We start from the raw sequence: 16,797 nt of genomic DNA on the forward strand, positions 1-16,797 counted from the left end.
GGGAATGTATATGAAAAAATATCTTCAAAAACTATACTTTAGAATGACCTATCGCTTTGTACGGCCTAAAATGATTGTGCTTCAGGCAACTTTTAGCGGTGATGAAAGCTTTATTGATATACGTTATTGGCTATCGCGTCCGGATAAAATCAATCCAAAAACTTCTCCTTATTTACTGACCCGAGAGAATAAAAAGTTAGGTTTATTGCATATCTCCAAATTCGGTGCAGTAAAAACCAATATACGAAAGCATACCAATAGCGGGATTGTTTTATTTTATAACAGAGATCATGCAGTAAACAAAGGAGATAAAATTACTCTTTACTGGGATGGTTTTAAAATTGAAAATATTGAAGTTCAATAAAAGAGCATAAGAGGCTGTTGCAAAATAGCTAATTTACTCATTTGAAAGGATTGGGTGTATAATAATACATTAGCTGCTTTTCCCTCGCTCGTTCAAAACGCTCCGCTTCACAAGAAGAGCTCGGCCAGTCGACGCGAAATGTATTATTATACACCCAGTCCTGTTTTAGAGTTTATTATGGCTATTTTGCAACAGCCTTTAATAATAAAAGAAGCCATACTTAATTTCCAGTTTTGTGTCAAGAATTATTAAAAAAATTCTTGAGGTTTTCATAAATTATAGATTCTGGTATGATACAGTTATAGATGAAAGCGGAAGGAGCGGTAAGGTATGACACCTCATAAAATGCAGTTTAGAATAAATTAAATAGGGAATCTTTTGTGGATTCGTTATGAAGAAAGCGCTTTTATGGACATACTTTGCTGATATCCCAAGCAGACCTGCGATAGGAAGGGATAATTAAAAAAAGTAGTACAGCACTGTAGAAGGAGTATTCTTTCTATAGTTTTTTTATGCCCATTTTATGCCTGAAAATGAACGAAAGATTCCGATTACAGTAAAACCGGAAGGAATGGTAAAAAAAGTGAAAGACATATTTGTAAACGGCGTAAAAAAATATATGAATACAACCCTGGTGTTAAATAATATCACCTTTATGGTAAATGAAGGAGAGCGGGCAGGTATTGTAGGAGAAAATGGCAGCGGAAAGACAACGATTCTTAAGTTAATAGCAGGTATCTTAAAACTAAATCATTGTGCCGGCTACCCTTATGCACCGGTGCCGCCGGGCTTCGATGAGGGATGGGTAGTGATGCCAAAGGATACCAGTTGTGCCTATCTAAATCAGATACCGGAATATGAAGCAGGAGTAAAAGTAATTGATGTACTCAACCTGGCTTTTGAAGAAGTGTATAAACTGGAAGCTGAGCTTAGGGATTTGGAGATTAAGATGCAGCAGGAGGAAGGGGCAGAACTTGAGCGAATTCTAAAGAAATATGATAACTGTCTCAGGTTGTACGAGAGTAAGGGTGGATATGAAGTCAATGAAAAGTTGAACAGAATCTGCAAAGGACTTCACTTTGGTAATGAGTTCCTGAATAAGGACTTTAATATACTAAGCGGCGGTGAGAAAACAACAGTCTCTCTTGGAAAGCTTTTAATGGATAGCCCGGATATCCTGCTTCTTGACGAACCTACCAATCATTTGGATATGGAATCGGTAGAATGGTTAGAGGAATATGTAAGAAATTATAAAGGAACCGTTATTATAGTATCCCATGACAGATATTTCCTGGACCATACAGTAACCAAGATCATTGAGATTGAAGATAAGGAAAGTGAAACTTATATCGGAAATTATACGGAATATGTAAAGAAAAAAGAAGAGAACTTGTTGATATGGCAGGAAAATTATAAAGAACAGCAAAAGAAAATCGGTGCTATGGAGAGTTCAATCAAGCAGTTGAAAGAATGGGCGGGTAAAAGCGGAAATGAGAAATTCTATAAAAGAGCTGCCAGTATCCAGAATAAGATTGATAAAATGGAGCGGATTGAGAAGCCAAACAACAGGAAAAAAGGTATGCTGGTAAACTTTTCAGAAGCTGACAGGTCAGGGAAAATCGTTATAAAAGCGGAAGGCCTTAAAAAATCATATGGTGAAAAAGTACTCTTTGACGACGCTGAGATTCAACTTTATTACGGTGAGAGAGCTGCGCTTATCGGGCAAAACGGCAGCGGTAAGACCACCTTTTTGCGGATGCTTCTGGGGGAAGAATTACCGGATGCAGGAATAGTGGAACTAGGTAGCAGTGTTAAGGTGGCTTATCTTCCTCAGCAGCTTACCTTTCGTAATGAGGAACTGACGGTGGTGGAGTGCTTCAGAGAGAATATCTCTATTCTGGAAGGGGCGGCCAGAGAATATCTGGCAAGATTCCTTTTCTTTGGCGGCAGTGCGTATAAAAGGGTGAAATACCTTTCAGGAGGAGAGCGTGTACGCTTAATGCTTGCCAAGCTGATATTTCATGAGGCAAATCTGCTGATCTTAGATGAGCCTACCAATCATCTGGATACCGTTTCTATTGAGAATATCGAAAATACTCTGGAAGCCTTTAAGGGGACAGTGTTTTATATTTCCCATGACCGATATTTCATTAATAAAACCGCTGATAGAATACTCTCCCTGGAGAATGGGAAATTGAGTAGTTTTGCTGGAAATTATGAGGATTATAAGGAAGCCAAGGAAAAAGAACTCGTGAACGAACTGGCGAAATCAGCCGCAGAAGATTTGAAAAAGGATTCTAAGGGAAAACAGCAGCTGAAAGGGCCTATGAAAGAAAACAATGGTAAGAATAGTAATAATGGAGACAGACACCGGGATGATACACCCAGTAATAAACAGAATTCAATTAAAAAAGATAATATAAAGGATAATTTGAAAGCAGGAGATAATAAATCCAAAGGAAATTCGATTAGAAAAGAAAAGCTGGAGGTACTCATCGGGGAGATGGAAAAGGAAATAGCCGTCATAAGAGAACGTATGGATTCATGTGATATTCCCCTAGAGGAACTGAACAACTTATACCAAAGGCAGGAAGAGTTGTCTGTGAAGCTGGATATTCATATGGAAGAATGGATGAGCTTATAAAATAATATTTCTCAGCAAAAAGTGTGAAGTATATCTCGAATAAGAAGAAAATTCTTATTATTACTGCAATATATATGGGTTGTCAGAGGTTCCGGGGGGAAATCCCTGAATTCTGTCAATCCATTTTCTTTGTCTGTCATTATTTTCGGTAAAAGTGCGATACTGTTAATTGAATGAAGTAAAGAGAGCATCAGATCCAGGGTATCTACTTCGATGACATTCATATCCGGTGCATAGGACTCTATTGTTTGCAGGGATGCTTTTCTTAGCGGGCAATCCTTGTCTCTGTTAATAATCAGGCTGGGTTTTTCTGGGCTGTTTATTCTATTTTCAAACTGCACCCAAACTAATTCCTCAGTCCTACTAAGTTGGAGGAATTCTTTTGCAGCATTGATTTTGGTGTGAGTAATAATGATATCGAATAGCTGATTATCAAAGCCGGTAATCAATTCTTTAACGGAGGAAGTATGAAGGCGGAATACGTTAGTATTCTGGTATAAAAATGGAAAATACAATCTGGATAACAATTGTGTGGAGGCAATATCTATTTCATAATTATCGATATTGAATTCCTCTTGCAGGTCTTTTATTTGATTATCAATTTGTATCGCATATTTCATAAATCGTTCGGCAGAAGGCAGGGGCTGAAGACCTGTTTTGGTGCGTACAAAGAACACGGAATGAAATTCCTTTTCCAGCTTCATTAATCGGGCTGATACATTGGATTGCGTATAATTTAGGTTTTGGGCTGTCCTTGACACAGATTTACTTTGAAAAAGTTCAATAAATATTCGGATATCATTCAGTTCCATAATAACCCCTTTCGTGATAATCAATGGTTGCTTCATATTATTTGGGAAGTGATTTATCCACTCTCTAATATTATCCGTAACGATATTATATATAATTATCAGAAATTATACAATGTTTCATAATTGGCTTATAATTAATCCGTAAACCAAAACAATGAAAATATGCTATTAATAACGAAGAAAAGTGAGGAAAATTATGATTGGTATGCAATACAAAATTACATTACCGGAAGTTTATGATATGGAGCTTATAAAACAAAGAGTCCGTAATAATGGGCATAAAACGGATGGCTTTGAAAAGTTGTTGTTCAAATGCTATTTGATAAAAGAAAAAGGTCCCCAGAGTATGGAGAATATGTATGCTCCCCTATATGTATGGAAGACCAGCGAAGGAATGAATAAATTCCTTTTTGAAGGTTTTTATGATAATATTATTCATTCCTTTGGCTGGCAGCAGGTCAATATTGGGATTCCCTTATTTATGGAATTAAGCAATAATTTCTCTGCTTCAAAATATATGGTGGAAGAAACCGGCGATATCCTTCCAGATTCCAGTCTTACAGGTTTTCAGGAAGAAATAAAAAGCAGAAAAGCGTTTGATAACAGTTTTACGTCTAGGTTATGTGTCTATAACCCTGACAAATGGAAATTTAGTATGTTTTATTTTTACGAAAAGTGTCCGGCAGTTGAAAAGGAACTCTATCAGATTTTGCATATCTCCCAATAACAGAAATTATTTAAAGCAGCAGAAGATTCCGGCATCCTTTGTGATAGTAAGCCCATTCTTACCGATTTTTTTTGTAAGAAATTTCTCAAAATCAATTTGCCTATCCTTTAAGATACTGTTTTGATTGCCATGGCAGGAATAGATATAATCAGCCAGAGGCCTCACATCTGTTACCAGAAGATTGTCATGATAAATATATTTTTTAACGGTGGGGAAGAAAGCTTTTAATTCTTCTTCCCCTTCATCCAAGCCGAAGATATCATAAAGTTTAACTTCGGAAAGAGCAATTTGCTCATCGTATTCCTTCGCAGCCTCTTCTATTTCTTTCATATGCTTTCTTCCATAGGTACTAAGGCAAAGGCAGCCTCCCGGTTGTAATACACGTTTAAGTTCATCAAGAGCTTTTTTTCTATCCTTGGCGTAGAACAGTACATGATTCGCTATAACCAGATCAAAGGAATTCTCTTCATAGGGTATATCCTGCATATCCATCTGACTGGAGGTGAAGGTGATATTTCTGAAAGAAAAGTCAGCCGCTGAGTTCTTTAATCTTGAAGCTGCATTTCTTACCATTCCGGAGGAGATGTCTGTTAACAGGACAGAAATGCCATTAGGAAGAGAGTGCCTCATCTGATACCAGAGTTCACCGCTGCCGCAGCCGACTTCCAGAACCTTCTTATGGTCACGAATAGGGATAGTGTTTGATATCCAGGGGTACCAGCCTGTGGGGTTCTGAGAGTATTTTTTGTGCAAATCGATGCGGACCTTAAGATTCTTAGAGGATTTATACTGATTTAAAAGGGTATCCTCCATATTTAAAAGGTGTATCAGATCCACCATATGATCCCAGTCAGGCTCCTGCTTCTCCGATAAGACAGCAGAGGTTTCATTAAGGATTTGCCCAATATGCTTTAGTTCTGCGATTTTTTCCTGTACAAGCTTTTGCTGCAGCTGCAAGGATTCTTTTAGATAGGAAACATCTGTGGAATTCAGGGTGATTTCTCGGATTTCTTCCAGGCCAAACCCCAGTTTTCTTAATACCAGGATTCTCTGGAGGCTGGCAAAATCCCTGTCGGTATAATAGCGATAACCGGACTCTGCCATTAAGGAAGGCTTTAATAGGCCTTTCTCATCATAATACCGTATTGTTCTAACGGATATGTTAGCTCTTTTTGAGAATTCTCCGGTTGTATAAAGGTTTGGTTCCATGATCTGAGTTCCTTTCTATTACATAAGCATGAAGCTTTTATTCTTCATATACCAATGAAGAGTTTTTCTGATTCCTTCCTCGAAGGAAACTTTCTGTTTCCAGCCAAGTTCCCTTTGAAGCTTGGAGGAATCCATAGAGTATCTTCTGTCATGACCTTTTCGGTCTTCTACAAAGATAAGGGGAGGTACTACAAGGTGGTAATCCTGGCTGAGAATATCCATAATACGCTTAACCACCTCCAGATTCGTATAGTCCTCGGCAGCTCCGATATTATAGACCTCACCGGGTTTTCCTCCTTGGAGCACAGTGTCTATAGCACTGAGATGATCCGTAACATAAAGCCAATTTCGTACATTAAGTCCGTCTCCATAGATGGGAACAGGCTTCGTCAGCTGACAGTTTAAGATACAATTAGGGATGAATTTTTCCTTGTATTGATAAGGCCCGTAGTTGTTGGAGCATCTTGTAACCAGTACGGGAAGACCATAAGTCTCATAATAAGCTCTAGCCATATGGTCGCCGCCTGCTTTGCTGGCTGAATAGGGATTTCTGGGGGAGAGAGGTGTGGTTTCCGTAAACTTACCGGTGGCTGGAAGTTCGCCGTACACTTCATCTGTAGAAATATAGAGAAAGCGTTTCTGCTTATAATCATCTTCCCAGGCTTTTCTTGCGGCATCCAAAAGGTTTAGCGTACCGCAGACATTTACCAGGGCGAATTCCCTGGGGGAGCCAATGCTTCTGTCCACATGGGAATGTGCTGCAAAATGCACTACATAGTCGATGGTATTCTCTCTGAATATCCTTTCTAACAGAACCTCCTCGCAGATATCACCCTTTATGAATTCATAAGCACCGCTGTCTTCATAACAGCTGACATTTTCCCTGCGCCCGCAGTAGGTGAGGGCATCCAGATTGATGATACGGATATCTCCCTTATATTTTTCCATCAGGTAGTGGATATAGTTGGAGCCAATAAAACCTGCTCCTCCAGTAATTAGATATGTTTTCATAATAACCTCTTTCCTGAATATCCAATCTTTGATTGGATATTCGTTAATCTGTAGTTGAAAAAACATCTCTTTGTTTTTTCAACCTAACCTCTTTCCTGAATATCCAATCTTTGATTGGATATTCCAAAATCAATAGTTGAAAAAACTTGATAACACTATTGTAGAAGGTTACGCGGCGTAAGAGTCAAGGGTTATTTTCAGTAATTTTTCACACAGGGCTTTGGCCTTATAACAGCAGGGTTTCTATTATTTTATCTAATCTTTTTTCATCACCTTTTATACCTGAAAAGAGATTATCCGGTGAAGCGAAGTATGTAAAGGAAACCGGATAGTATTCTGCCAATTGGGTAATATAAGCTTCGCTAAAATATTCCCGGCTTTTTTGCACTCCCATTAGTATAAGCTGATAGCAATTCGTCAGGACAAAATCCAGAAATACTTTGTTACCAGCCGGGAAAGCAGAACATAAAGCCGTAATAAAGAAGAACAGTTTATTCACAAGCGTTTCTTCCGCTTTTGCAGAGAGATTAAGGGTAAAAAGTGTCTGATGCCCATTATTTGAATCTTCTTTTATATCCTGCAGATCATCAGCAAGCTGCAGAAAGAATCCAAAACCCAGGTAGAAAATCATATCCTCCTTGGTGAGTTCCTTTTTGACATAAAAACGATCAATAAGGACGGAGAGTCCGCCTTTAAACAAAGAAATACCAAGTCTTCGTTCATAATCTAAAATAGTATCCATACTTTGCTGTTGAAGACTCTCCTCCTGTGCTTCTAACATCATAAGCAGGAGTTCTGAAGCTGGGCAGGAGCTTTCCACACTTTTGGACTTACCGGCTAATGAAAGAAAATACATTGTTTTTTCATCATAGGCTGAGGCCGGAACAGGAGCATTGCCTTTTAGATAATCTCTTATAAAAGAGTTATAGCGGCATTTTTCCTCCTTAGAACAGGAGATATTGTCTATGTAATTATCGGTAAAGGGGTAAAGCATACTATAACCGTAACATGCTTCTGAAAAATCTGCAGTGTCATGATGGATTTCTTTAAACATCAGATAAACGACATAATTTCTAGCTGCCTGCCCCATATCTTCCTGTGACAATTCCGGCGCATCCATTCGTACTTTTTTCATAAAAGACTTCATTTCTGTTACCAGACATTCAAGTCTTTCCTGTGGCAGGTAATGTTGGATATGAAGTATGGGCTCTTCGTTTAATACCTGATATATGAGTCTGTAGGTATCTTTGCTCCATTTATTTTTACCGATTGGTAACCGAGGATATCTGCCGAATTGCTGCCGAAATACAGCTGACATATCTTTTATATAAGCCTCATTTCGCTCTTTCTCCTCCGGTGATACTTTTACCATACAGACAGGAAGTGTTTCTTCTGCCTTTCTCCATTGTTCTCGTAATAGGGGAAGGAAATAGTTTTTAATTGTATTCTGGTGCAAATTGTCCATACTTTGCTCCTTTATAAATGTAAGTTCTAAACATTTATTACCTGCAAATCTGTTATCTGTATTATAAAGAACATACATCTGAAAATCAATAATTCTGTAAGAAACTCCAAAACTATTGATTGTAGGAGGTAGTTTCTGTATAATAGTTTTGTGAATGATACAATAATCGGAGGATTTCCCATGTCACAAACGACAAAAAAGGCCTTAGCTTATTCTCTGAAGAAGCTGTTAAAGCAAAAGCCCTTAGATAAAATAACAGTAACAGATATTACCGAGGACTGTGAAGTTAACAGACAGACCTTTTACTATCATTTTAGAGATATTTATGATTTAGTGGAGTGGATCTATACCATTGAAGCTACAAAAGCGTTGGATGGGAATAAGACTGCTACGACCTGGCAGCAGGGGTTCCTTCAGATATTTGAATATATTCTGGAGAACAAAGCTTTTGTAAAGAGTACCTATCATTCTGTTAACAGAGAGCATTTGGAATCCTATCTCTATAATGAAACCTTCAATTTGCTGATTGGCGTATTGAATGAATTCGCAGAAGGTATGTCTGTAAGAGATGAAGATAAAGCTTTTATTGCAAACTTTTATAAATTTGCTTTCGTAGGTCTGGTGCTTGACTGGATTGGCAAAGGTATGAAAGAGGAGCCAAAAGACTTAATGGAAAGGCTAAGTATATTACTTCAAGGTGATTTTAAGAACGCATTAGATAAATTTAAAACAAAACCTTCTATCTTTGCAAAAACAAATTCTGAAAAGCAAGGATAGTAGCACCTTTGAATTTGAATTTAAAATAGAAAGTATTTATACAAAAATCCTTAAATGTATAAATTTTATACAATACCAGCCCACTGACTAAAGTTCCAGCAGTGGGCTGGTATTGTATATTGCGGCTGTCAAAGGAAAGAGATATAGTAAAGAAAAAAGACGGAGGTAACTTGTATGTATTACAGTAATGGAAATTATGAAGCATTTGCTCGTCCAAGAAAGCCGGAGGGCGTAGATAAAAAATCTGCTTACCTGGTAGGTTCAGGTCTTGCCTCTTTAGCAGCTGCTTGCTTTCTTGTAAGAGATGGACAGATGAAAGGTGAACGTATTCACATATTAGAAGAGATGAGCCTTCCCGGCGGAGCCTGTGATGGTATTAAAGACAGCGAGAGAGGATTTGTTATCCGCGGCGGAAGAGAGATGGAGAATCATTTCGAATGTCTGTGGGATTTATTCCGCTCTATTCCTTCCCTGGAAACAGAAGGAGCTTCTGTACTGGATGAATTCTATTGGTTAAATAAAAAGGATCCTAATTATTCTTTAATGAGAGCAACGGTAAAGCGTGGAGAGGATGCTCATACGGATGGTAAATTCGGACTCAGCGAAAAAGCTTCCACTGAGATAATCAAACTCTTTTTTACCAAAGATGAAGACTTATATGATAAAAAGATCAGCGATGTTTTCACCCAGGAATTCTTTGATTCAAACTTCTGGCTCTATTGGAGAACCATGTTTGCCTTCGAAGATTGGCACAGTGCCCTTGAGATGAAGCTTTACATTCAGAGATTTATCCATCATATCGGCGGCCTTCCTGATTTTAAAGCCTTAAAATTTACAAAGTACAATCAGTATGAATCTTTAATACTTCCAATGGTGAAATACCTGGAGGCACATAATGTTTCCTTCCAATACGACACAAGGGTAACCAATGTTGTATTTGAAAAGAAAGGCGGCAAGAAAGTTGCTGTCAGAATTGAATGTATCAGAGAAGGCAAAAAAGAGAATATTGATCTGATAGAAGATGATCTGGTATTTGTAACAAACGGCAGCTGTACGGAAAACTCCTCTTTAGGAGACAATGATCATCCGGCTGTATTAAAGGACGGCCCGGGAGGATGTTGGGAGCTTTGGAGAAACATCGCAAAACAGGACCCTTCCTTTGGACATCCGGATAAGTTCTGTACCGATATTAAAGCAACTAATTGGGAATCTGCAACAGTTACAACGCTGGATGACAGGATTCCACCTTATATTGAGAAGATCTGCAAGAGAGATCCTTTCAGCGGTAAAGTCGTTACCGGCGGAATTATTACAGTCAAAGATTCCAAATGGTTAATGAGCTACACCTTAAACCGCCAGCCTCATTTTAAAGAACAGCCAAGAAATCAGCTGGTTGTATGGGTTTATGGATTATTTACAGATGTACCCGGGGACTATGTCAAGAAACCTATGAAGGACTGCACCGGAATAGAGATTACAGAAGAGTGGTTGTACCATTTAGGAGTACCGGAAACCCAGATTCATGATATGGCTGTAAATTCCGCAAGGTGTGTTCCTGTAATGATGCCCTATATCACAGCTTTCTTCATGCCCAGAACAGCAGGCGACAGACCCAAGGTAGTGCCGGAGGCCTGTGTAAACTTTGCATTTATCGGACAGTTTGCAGATACCGTTAGAGATACTGTATTCACAACAGAATATTCCGTTCGTACTGCCATGGAAGCGGTATACACATTGCTGGATGTGGACAGAGGCGTACCGGAAGTATTTAATTCCTGCTATGATATCCGGGTACTCTTAGATTCCACCTCCAAAATGATGGACGGAGAGAAGATAGGAGACAAGAAACTTCCCTTCCCTTTAAACATTGTCAAGAAAAAAGCATTAAAGAAAGTATCAGGAACCGTAATAGAAGATTTATTAAAGCGCTATAATGTAATATAAAAATACCATAAAGGAAATAGCCTGATTCGGGGAAATGACACATTTAAAGTGGACTATTTCCCTAAAGTCAGGCTGTTTTCTTTCTATTTATATTCATCTGCAATACCAAGTCAATATGGAAACAAACAGATGGCCAGGGGATTTGGTTTGGAATTTTGTCTCGAGGGGTTCCTTATGACACTTAAGGAGCAGGAAATATAGCTAGGTAAGCCAGTGCCAATGTTTGAGCGCAGGAAACTTAAGCAGCCAAAACAAACACAGCGAGTTTGGCACGGGCTTACCTGTCAAGCTATAGTTTCTGGTCCTCTAGTGGAATAAGGGTTCCCGAGCAACAAAATACCACACCAAATCCCCTGGTCATCGTCCGTCCGCCACATCCTTTTAATTTTATTCACTTTACAAGGCTTAAATCTAGAGCTATAATAGTTTTGATTACTACATAAGATGGTAACAGTAAATACTTGTGTGAAAATAAATTTGATTCATAAAGAGCCAGGAGGTAAAAGAATGTCTGATTACATTATAACTTGCTGTTCCACAGCAGATATGTCAGTTGATTTTTTTCAGGAGAATCATATACCCATAGTTCATTTTCATTATACGATGGAAGGGAAAGAGTATGAAGACGACTTTGGAAAATCAATGCCCTTAGACTTATTCTATAATAAGATTAAAGAAGGGGCGGCTTCTACTACTTCCCAGCCGAATGCAGAGCAATATATGGAAGTTTGGGAGCCTATTCTCTTAGCTGGAAAGGATGTGCTTCACATCAGCCTCTCCAGCGGGATCTCCGGAGCATATAATTCTGCTTGCATTGCAAGAGAGATGTTAAATGAAAAATACCTGAATAATAAAGTAACAGTAGTTGATTCGCTGGCTGCTTCTTCCGGTTACGGGTTATTGGTAACTCTCGCTGCTGAAAAGAAGAAGAGCGGAAGTACCTTGGAGGAATGTGAGAAGTGGCTGCAGGATAATAAATTAACTATACATCATTGGTTTTTCTCTACCGATCTGACAAGCTATTACAGAGGGGGAAGAATATCAGCTACTTCCGCAGCATTCGGCACTATATTAAAGATATGTCCGCTACTCAATGTAAATCATGAAGGTAAATTAATTCCCAGAGATAAATATAGGGGAAAGAAAAAGGTAAGTGAAGAGATGGTTAAGCGAATGGAGCAGTTTGCAAAAGACCGCTATGACTACTCAGGTAAATGTTATCTTTCCCATTCTGCCTGCTATGAAGATGCGAGATTAGTTGCTGATATGATAGAAGAAAAATTCCCGAAGCTGGATGGTAAGGTAATGATTAATAACATAGGTACGGTTATCGGATCCCATACTGGCCCCGGGACGGTTGCACTTTATTTTGTCGGAGATGAACGTAAGGAGTAATACTACTTTTTATCTTCCAAAAAACTCTTAAGGATACTGATTAAGAAGGCAGCAAGGAGGGAATTTAGAAAACCTCCCATATTTACTCCGGTAACAAAGTGATCTGCAATCATAATGGTCCATGCATTAACCACAAAGTTGAATAATCCCAAGGTTATGATGTTAAAAGGAAGTGTTATCAGTAATAACAGCGGTTTTATTAGCAGGTTCACAAACAGTAATACCAGGCCGACGATTAATAATGAGGCACTGCTATAAACGGATACAGACGGTATAGCCAGGGAGAGCAGATAGATAACCGCTATGTAAGAAATATAGTGAAAAAATACCTTTTTCATAGTAACTCCTTTCGGTGAATATCAAATCTTCGATTGAATATTCCTGAAGATGATGTTGAAAAATACCTTTTGTTTTATTAACATAAGTCCCTCTGAATTATAAGATTTTAATAACAATCCGTACTTCTTCTGTTTCGACCGCTACTAATTCGTAGGAACCGTAGCCTTTGATGGAATGAAGCAGAGTATATGTGCTTTCAAGAAGGATTTTAATTGCCTCCGGCGAAAAATAATAATGTTTTTCACCGGAGGTTATTTTAGGAACACTTGTTTTGCGGAAAAAGATCTGGATTACAGCTAACAGATCTGCAGTACTTACGATAAGTTCGTCAATAAAGTTTAGTGGCACCGGAAAGGCAAAACCTCTTTTTTCTTTTATTTTAACAGAAACCCATAGGATAGTACATACTCTATTCCACATATATTTTAACCTTAATCATGCTCTGGCTGTCATCATCCCATGCTTCCACATCAACAATATTAGGATCCTCCAGAGTTCCGTTTAATAATTCACGGATAATGCTCTGAAAGTCAATGTCTGATATATAAACGCCTTTTGCCTCCATCTTAATTCTTGCATCAGGTGGGATATGTGTTAACACCTTGCCGGCTACCTCACCTAAGGCGGTAATTAGGCCGATGGGAACATTGACGCTGACATTCAGTGTCTTATTATCGGAGGAAACTTTAATCTTTAAAAATTTATAATTGGTTTTTCTGATAACCGGATTTTGAACAGCAGTAGTTTGAGCTGCTGATTCGGCAGTTTCTTTGGTGTTCCTTAAGGCTTCCAGGAGTTCTAAGCCTTCGGCAGATGTAATCTGACCTTTTTCAATCATTTCCAAAATCCTTAATTGTTCATCCATACTTTCATTATCCTCCATATATCATATTATTTATTTCTTGATTATATCGATAATTTTTTAATCTTTTCCGTAGCTTCCTTTGGTGTTATCTCTCCACGGGAGAGTTGTTCTAGTATTTCATTTTTTGCTTCTTTCAGTAAATCTACGTCTCTGGCTGCTTCCTTTACAGATACTTCAAAGCCGAGGTTTCGGATTACTGAGTCCAATTTACCCCTGACGGTAGGATATGAAATACCTAGTTCTTTCTCTACATCCTTTATATTACCCCTGCATTTTATGAATACTTTTGCAAATTCCAGGTCCTCGGCCGGTAAACGGCAGAACTCACAGGGTTCAAAGTCCCCCTCCAGGGAGGTATGACACTTCGGACATCCGAGCTTTGTAATAGAAAGTTTTTCACCGCATACCGGGCAATTGCCGGGAGCTTTGTACTTCATGGATTATACCTCCTAATTGATTTACTAAAATATACTACTATAAATTGATAATGTCAATAATGAAATTAAAAATATTTATATGATAATTAATATTATTAATTTGAATATTAAAATATTTAATGTTTATAATTAAACATATTAGACCCATATATTGGATTATATTATAAACTTTGAAGATGAATTGTTATTTGCGAAGGGGCAGAAAATAACATATAATAATATATGATAGAAAATGCAGTAATCTAAAATGCAATTTTCTAAAGTAAAATATGCGTTGAGAGTGAATTATCGAGTAAATAACTCAAAAGTTCTGTTTATTGATAAAATCCACGCAGATATGAGGTGAAATATGTATAAGAAAGTATTAGAATCCGCAGAGTATATTAAAAGCAAAATAAAACTGGCACCGAAGCTTTCGGTAGTTCTTGGCTCAGGACTTGGAGATATTGTTGAGTCCCTTACAGAGAAAGAAATAGTAGAATATAAGGATATACCGAATTTTCCGACTTCTACCGTAAAAGGACATGCTGGAAGAATAGTAGTGGGCAAGCTTTCCGGAACACCGGTGTTGATTATGCAGGGAAGATTTCATTTTTTTGAAGGGTATTCCATGAAAGAGGTAGCCTACCCGGTATTTGTAATGAAGCTACTAGGAATTACGAAATTGATACTAACCAATGCCTGCGGAGGAATTAATGAACGTTTTGTTCCCGGTACAATTATGCTGATATCCGATTTTATCAATCTGATGCCTTCAAATCCACTGATTGGTATCAACGATGATAGATTCGGCCCCAGATTTCCGGATATGACAGAACCTTATAGTCTGGATCTGCTGGAGCAGGCTAGAAAGGCTGCTAAACAGAACTGTCTGCCATTTGGGGAAGGAGTATATGCAGGTTTTCCCGGACCTTACTATGAAACGGCCGCAGAGATCAGAATGATTCGGACTCTTGGTGCGGATGCAGTGGGAATGTCCACAGTACCGGAAACAATTGCTGCGAATTATCTTGGAATAAAGGTACTTGGCTTAGCTGTCATCACGAATATGGCAACAGGGATTCAGAAGGTAAAACATTCTCATGAAAGAGTTATTGAAACTGCCAACAAAGCATCGAAAGACCTGAGCATATTGTTGGAAGAAGTAATAAAAGGCTTGTAAAGGTCGGAGGGTTCAGATTAAATTAACAGGGATAAAGCAGAGTCAAAGACATATATTGTAATAATCGGTTTATAGGTGCTTGTATATGTCTAATAAAAAACATTTGTTAGTAAGTCTTATCCTGGCAGTGACCTTATTCTTTCTAACACTGCCGTTAATTAATCAAACAAAGGATTCCTGGAAGGCCGCCTTGTCTTCACAATCCGACGCTGTCGGAGAAAATACGGAGAATGTATATCTGCCGATTATCATGTATCATGATATTAAAAAGAATAGTGCTGGCAAGGATATCATTAATCCAGGCGAATTTGAAAGTGATCTGAAATATCTGAAAGAAAATAATTACACAACTATCACCATGAAGGATGTTATTGATTATGTTTATGATGGTAAGCCTCTTCCGGAGAATCCAATCATGATAACATTTGATGACGGCTATCTTACGACTTACCGGTATGGTTATCCTCTGCTGCAGAAATATCAAATGAAGATTGTCTTATCCATCATTGGTAAAAGCACTGATGACTTTACCAGGGTGGGAGATGATCACCTGGAATATGCACATCTTACCTGGCCCCTGTTAGATGAGATGCTTCAATCAGGATTGATTGAAATACAAAACCACACCTACAATCTACATTCAACACGGGCCGGCAGAGTGGGCTGTAAACAAAAAAGGAACGAATCAGCAGAGGAATATGAAGCGGTTCTTTCCGAAGATATCATGAAACTTCAACAGGAAATTGTTGAGATGACCGGGAATGCCCCCACTACCTTTACTATTCCTTACGGTGAATACAATGATAACACAATTGATATTATTAAAAAACTCGGATTTAAAGCAGCGTTGACCTGTGATTACGGGATTAATAAACTAACAAATGATAAAGAAGCACTTTTTCGATTAAAAAGAATATGCCGTTCACACAACTACCCCATTGATGAACTACTAAAGGATGTAAAAAAAACTATCCGGTAGCAGGGAGTAAAAACATGGAAATATTTACATATATACCAGGGTTTTAGGTTTTATTACGAAAGGAGAAATTATGAAATTACAAATAGCGAAAGTAGTATCGGCGGAAGATATTAAACAGTTGGCACAGGCTGCTCTTAAAATATGGAATGAATATTATATTCAGATAATTACAAAAGAGCAAATCGATTATATGGTGAATAAGTTCCAGTCAGCGGAGGCGATTGCCGACCAGATTGAGAATCAGGGCTATGAATACTATTTACTAAAACCGGAGGATGCCATTGCCGGATATATAGGAGTAAAGGAAACACCACAGGATTTTCTTTTTCTAAGCAAGTTCTACATATTGAAAGAAAACAGGGGAAAGGGTTATGCCAGAGAAGCAATGGACTTTATGACTGAACTTTGTAAGCAAAGAGGCATTAAGAAAATCTGGCTTACTGTTAACCGGAATAATGAAAACAGTATCAAGGTATATGAAAAATTTGGTTTTCATGTCATTAAGACTCAGGTAAGTGATATCGGAAACGGTTATGTAATGGATGATTTTATTATGGAGAAAGATATTTTATAATTAGATAAAAAAGTACAATTGATATTTATGAGAGCCGGTCAGCGTAGGATAGATAATACGTAAGCCGGCTTTTTCTTATTGTTTTTACAATAA

At 38.1% G+C, this 16,797-nt stretch carries 17 protein-coding genes; 9 read left to right on the plus strand and 8 right to left on the minus strand.

Annotation, left to right across the window (positions count from 1 at the left end; all coding sequences use genetic code 11):
* The first annotated feature begins 10 nt into the window (after window positions 1–10).
* Window positions 11–364, plus strand: a complete 354-nt coding sequence (locus bsdcttw_RS09300) for a hypothetical protein (RefSeq protein WP_185259098.1) — start codon at window positions 11–13, stop codon at window positions 362–364.
* 523 nt (window positions 365–887) lie between these two features.
* A complete protein-coding gene (gene abc-f / locus bsdcttw_RS09305; protein ID WP_225903824.1) occupies window positions 888–3,008 on the plus strand; it encodes a ribosomal protection-like ABC-F family protein in 2,121 nt (706 codons plus the stop codon).
* An 11-nt stretch (window positions 3,009–3,019) separates the two neighbouring features.
* Here the strand turns inward: abc-f and bsdcttw_RS09310 are convergent, their stop codons facing one another.
* Window positions 3,020–3,820, minus strand: coding sequence for a LysR family transcriptional regulator (locus bsdcttw_RS09310; RefSeq protein WP_207726524.1), 801 nt, complete (start codon window positions 3,818–3,820; stop codon window positions 3,020–3,022).
* 196 nt (window positions 3,821–4,016) lie between these two features.
* Between bsdcttw_RS09310 and bsdcttw_RS09315 the strand changes: the two genes are divergently transcribed.
* Window positions 4,017–4,547, plus strand: coding sequence for a DUF4865 family protein (locus bsdcttw_RS09315; protein ID WP_185259100.1), 531 nt, complete (start codon window positions 4,017–4,019; stop codon window positions 4,545–4,547).
* 6 nt (window positions 4,548–4,553) lie between these two features.
* On the opposite strand, the gene bsdcttw_RS09320 is transcribed toward bsdcttw_RS09315, so the two are convergent.
* The 3 genes from bsdcttw_RS09320 to bsdcttw_RS09330 form a co-directional block, all read right to left on the minus strand.
* The gene (locus bsdcttw_RS09320) at window positions 4,554–5,756 is read right to left on the minus strand and encodes a MerR family transcriptional regulator (RefSeq protein WP_185259101.1); all 1,203 of its coding nucleotides are present in this window, start codon (window positions 5,754–5,756) and stop codon (window positions 4,554–4,556) included.
* A gap of 18 nt (window positions 5,757–5,774) precedes the next feature.
* Window positions 5,775–6,767 carry a dTDP-glucose 4,6-dehydratase gene (gene rfbB / locus bsdcttw_RS09325; protein ID WP_185259102.1) on the minus strand — a complete coding sequence of 331 codons (993 nt, stop codon included), beginning with the start codon at window positions 6,765–6,767 and terminating at the stop codon, window positions 5,775–5,777.
* 226 nt (window positions 6,768–6,993) lie between these two features.
* On the minus strand, window positions 6,994–8,232 hold the full coding sequence (locus bsdcttw_RS09330) for a hypothetical protein (RefSeq protein ID WP_185259103.1): 1,239 nt from the start codon (window positions 8,230–8,232) through the stop codon (window positions 6,994–6,996).
* Window positions 8,233–8,412: 180 nt separating this feature from the next.
* Between bsdcttw_RS09330 and bsdcttw_RS09335 the strand changes: the two genes are divergently transcribed.
* The 3 genes from bsdcttw_RS09335 (at window position 8,413) to bsdcttw_RS09345 (ending at window position 12,348) form a co-directional block, all read left to right on the plus strand.
* A complete protein-coding gene (locus bsdcttw_RS09335; protein WP_185259104.1) occupies window positions 8,413–9,009 on the plus strand; it encodes a TetR-like C-terminal domain-containing protein in 597 nt (198 codons plus the stop codon).
* A gap of 174 nt (window positions 9,010–9,183) precedes the next feature.
* A complete protein-coding gene (locus bsdcttw_RS09340) occupies window positions 9,184–10,953 on the plus strand; it encodes an oleate hydratase (RefSeq protein WP_185259105.1) in 1,770 nt (589 codons plus the stop codon).
* A gap of 507 nt (window positions 10,954–11,460) precedes the next feature.
* Window positions 11,461–12,348, plus strand: coding sequence for a DegV family protein (locus bsdcttw_RS09345; RefSeq protein WP_185259106.1), 888 nt, complete (start codon window positions 11,461–11,463; stop codon window positions 12,346–12,348).
* A 2-nt stretch (window positions 12,349–12,350) separates the two neighbouring features.
* On the opposite strand, the gene bsdcttw_RS09350 is transcribed toward bsdcttw_RS09345, so the two are convergent.
* The 4 genes from bsdcttw_RS09350 to bsdcttw_RS09365 form a co-directional block, all read right to left on the minus strand.
* Window positions 12,351–12,686, minus strand: coding sequence for a phage holin family protein (locus bsdcttw_RS09350; protein ID WP_185259107.1), 336 nt, complete (start codon window positions 12,684–12,686; stop codon window positions 12,351–12,353).
* A gap of 97 nt (window positions 12,687–12,783) precedes the next feature.
* Window positions 12,784–13,107 (minus strand): hypothetical protein, encoded by a 324-nt coding sequence (locus tag bsdcttw_RS09355; protein ID WP_185259108.1) that lies wholly within the window; start codon window positions 13,105–13,107, stop codon window positions 12,784–12,786.
* Window positions 13,097–13,552: an SHOCT-like domain-containing protein gene (locus bsdcttw_RS09360; protein ID WP_185259109.1), complete on the minus strand. Its 456-nt coding sequence runs from the start codon at window positions 13,550–13,552 to the stop codon at window positions 13,097–13,099. Before bsdcttw_RS09360 ends, bsdcttw_RS09355 begins: the two co-directional genes overlap by 11 nt.
* Window positions 13,553–13,593: 41 nt before the next feature.
* Window positions 13,594–13,989, minus strand: a complete 396-nt coding sequence (locus tag bsdcttw_RS09365; protein ID WP_185259110.1) for a DUF2089 domain-containing protein — start codon at window positions 13,987–13,989, stop codon at window positions 13,594–13,596.
* 349 nt (window positions 13,990–14,338) lie between these two features.
* Here bsdcttw_RS09365 and bsdcttw_RS09370 point away from each other — a divergent pair, with 349 nt between their 5' ends.
* The 3 genes from bsdcttw_RS09370 (at window position 14,339) to bsdcttw_RS09380 (ending at window position 16,704) form a co-directional block, all read left to right on the plus strand.
* On the plus strand, window positions 14,339–15,151 hold the full coding sequence (locus tag bsdcttw_RS09370; protein ID WP_185259111.1) for a purine-nucleoside phosphorylase: 813 nt from the start codon (window positions 14,339–14,341) through the stop codon (window positions 15,149–15,151).
* An 85-nt stretch (window positions 15,152–15,236) separates the two neighbouring features.
* Window positions 15,237–16,130 carry a polysaccharide deacetylase family protein gene (locus bsdcttw_RS09375; protein WP_185259112.1) on the plus strand — a complete coding sequence of 298 codons (894 nt, stop codon included), beginning with the start codon at window positions 15,237–15,239 and terminating at the stop codon, window positions 16,128–16,130.
* A 70-nt stretch (window positions 16,131–16,200) separates the two neighbouring features.
* The gene (locus bsdcttw_RS09380; RefSeq protein ID WP_185259113.1) at window positions 16,201–16,704 is read left to right on the plus strand and encodes a GNAT family N-acetyltransferase; all 504 of its coding nucleotides are present in this window, start codon (window positions 16,201–16,203) and stop codon (window positions 16,702–16,704) included.
* The last annotated feature ends 93 nt before the right edge of the window (window positions 16,705–16,797 follow it).

It is taken from the genome of Anaerocolumna chitinilytica, assembly GCF_014218355.1.
GTDB lineage: Bacteria > Bacillota > Clostridia > Lachnospirales > Lachnospiraceae > Anaerocolumna > Anaerocolumna chitinilytica.

Excerpts from the sequence above, each read along its gene's own strand:
- bsdcttw_RS09300 (WP_185259098.1), top strand. The coding sequence starts at position 11 with ATGAAAAAATATCTTCAAAAACTATACTTTAGAATGACCTATCGCTTT.
- abc-f (WP_225903824.1), top strand. The coding sequence starts at position 888 with ATGCCTGAAAATGAACGAAAGATTCCGATTACAGTAAAACCGGAAGGA.
- bsdcttw_RS09310 (WP_207726524.1), bottom strand. The coding sequence starts at position 3,820 with ATGGAACTGAATGATATCCGAATATTTATTGAACTTTTTCAAAGTAAA.
- bsdcttw_RS09315 (WP_185259100.1), top strand. The coding sequence starts at position 4,017 with ATGATTGGTATGCAATACAAAATTACATTACCGGAAGTTTATGATATG.
- bsdcttw_RS09320 (WP_185259101.1), bottom strand. The coding sequence starts at position 5,756 with ATGGAACCAAACCTTTATACAACCGGAGAATTCTCAAAAAGAGCTAAC.
- rfbB (WP_185259102.1), bottom strand. The coding sequence starts at position 6,767 with ATGAAAACATATCTAATTACTGGAGGAGCAGGTTTTATTGGCTCCAAC.
- bsdcttw_RS09330 (WP_185259103.1), bottom strand. The coding sequence starts at position 8,232 with ATGGACAATTTGCACCAGAATACAATTAAAAACTATTTCCTTCCCCTA.
- bsdcttw_RS09335 (WP_185259104.1), top strand. The coding sequence starts at position 8,413 with ATGTCACAAACGACAAAAAAGGCCTTAGCTTATTCTCTGAAGAAGCTG.
- bsdcttw_RS09340 (WP_185259105.1), top strand. The coding sequence starts at position 9,184 with ATGTATTACAGTAATGGAAATTATGAAGCATTTGCTCGTCCAAGAAAG.
- bsdcttw_RS09345 (WP_185259106.1), top strand. The coding sequence starts at position 11,461 with ATGTCTGATTACATTATAACTTGCTGTTCCACAGCAGATATGTCAGTT.
- bsdcttw_RS09350 (WP_185259107.1), bottom strand. The coding sequence starts at position 12,686 with ATGAAAAAGGTATTTTTTCACTATATTTCTTACATAGCGGTTATCTAT.
- bsdcttw_RS09355 (WP_185259108.1), bottom strand. The coding sequence starts at position 13,107 with ATGTGGAATAGAGTATGTACTATCCTATGGGTTTCTGTTAAAATAAAA.
- bsdcttw_RS09360 (WP_185259109.1), bottom strand. The coding sequence starts at position 13,552 with ATGGATGAACAATTAAGGATTTTGGAAATGATTGAAAAAGGTCAGATT.
- bsdcttw_RS09365 (WP_185259110.1), bottom strand. The coding sequence starts at position 13,989 with ATGAAGTACAAAGCTCCCGGCAATTGCCCGGTATGCGGTGAAAAACTT.
- bsdcttw_RS09370 (WP_185259111.1), top strand. The coding sequence starts at position 14,339 with ATGTATAAGAAAGTATTAGAATCCGCAGAGTATATTAAAAGCAAAATA.
- bsdcttw_RS09375 (WP_185259112.1), top strand. The coding sequence starts at position 15,237 with ATGTCTAATAAAAAACATTTGTTAGTAAGTCTTATCCTGGCAGTGACC.
- bsdcttw_RS09380 (WP_185259113.1), top strand. The coding sequence starts at position 16,201 with ATGAAATTACAAATAGCGAAAGTAGTATCGGCGGAAGATATTAAACAG.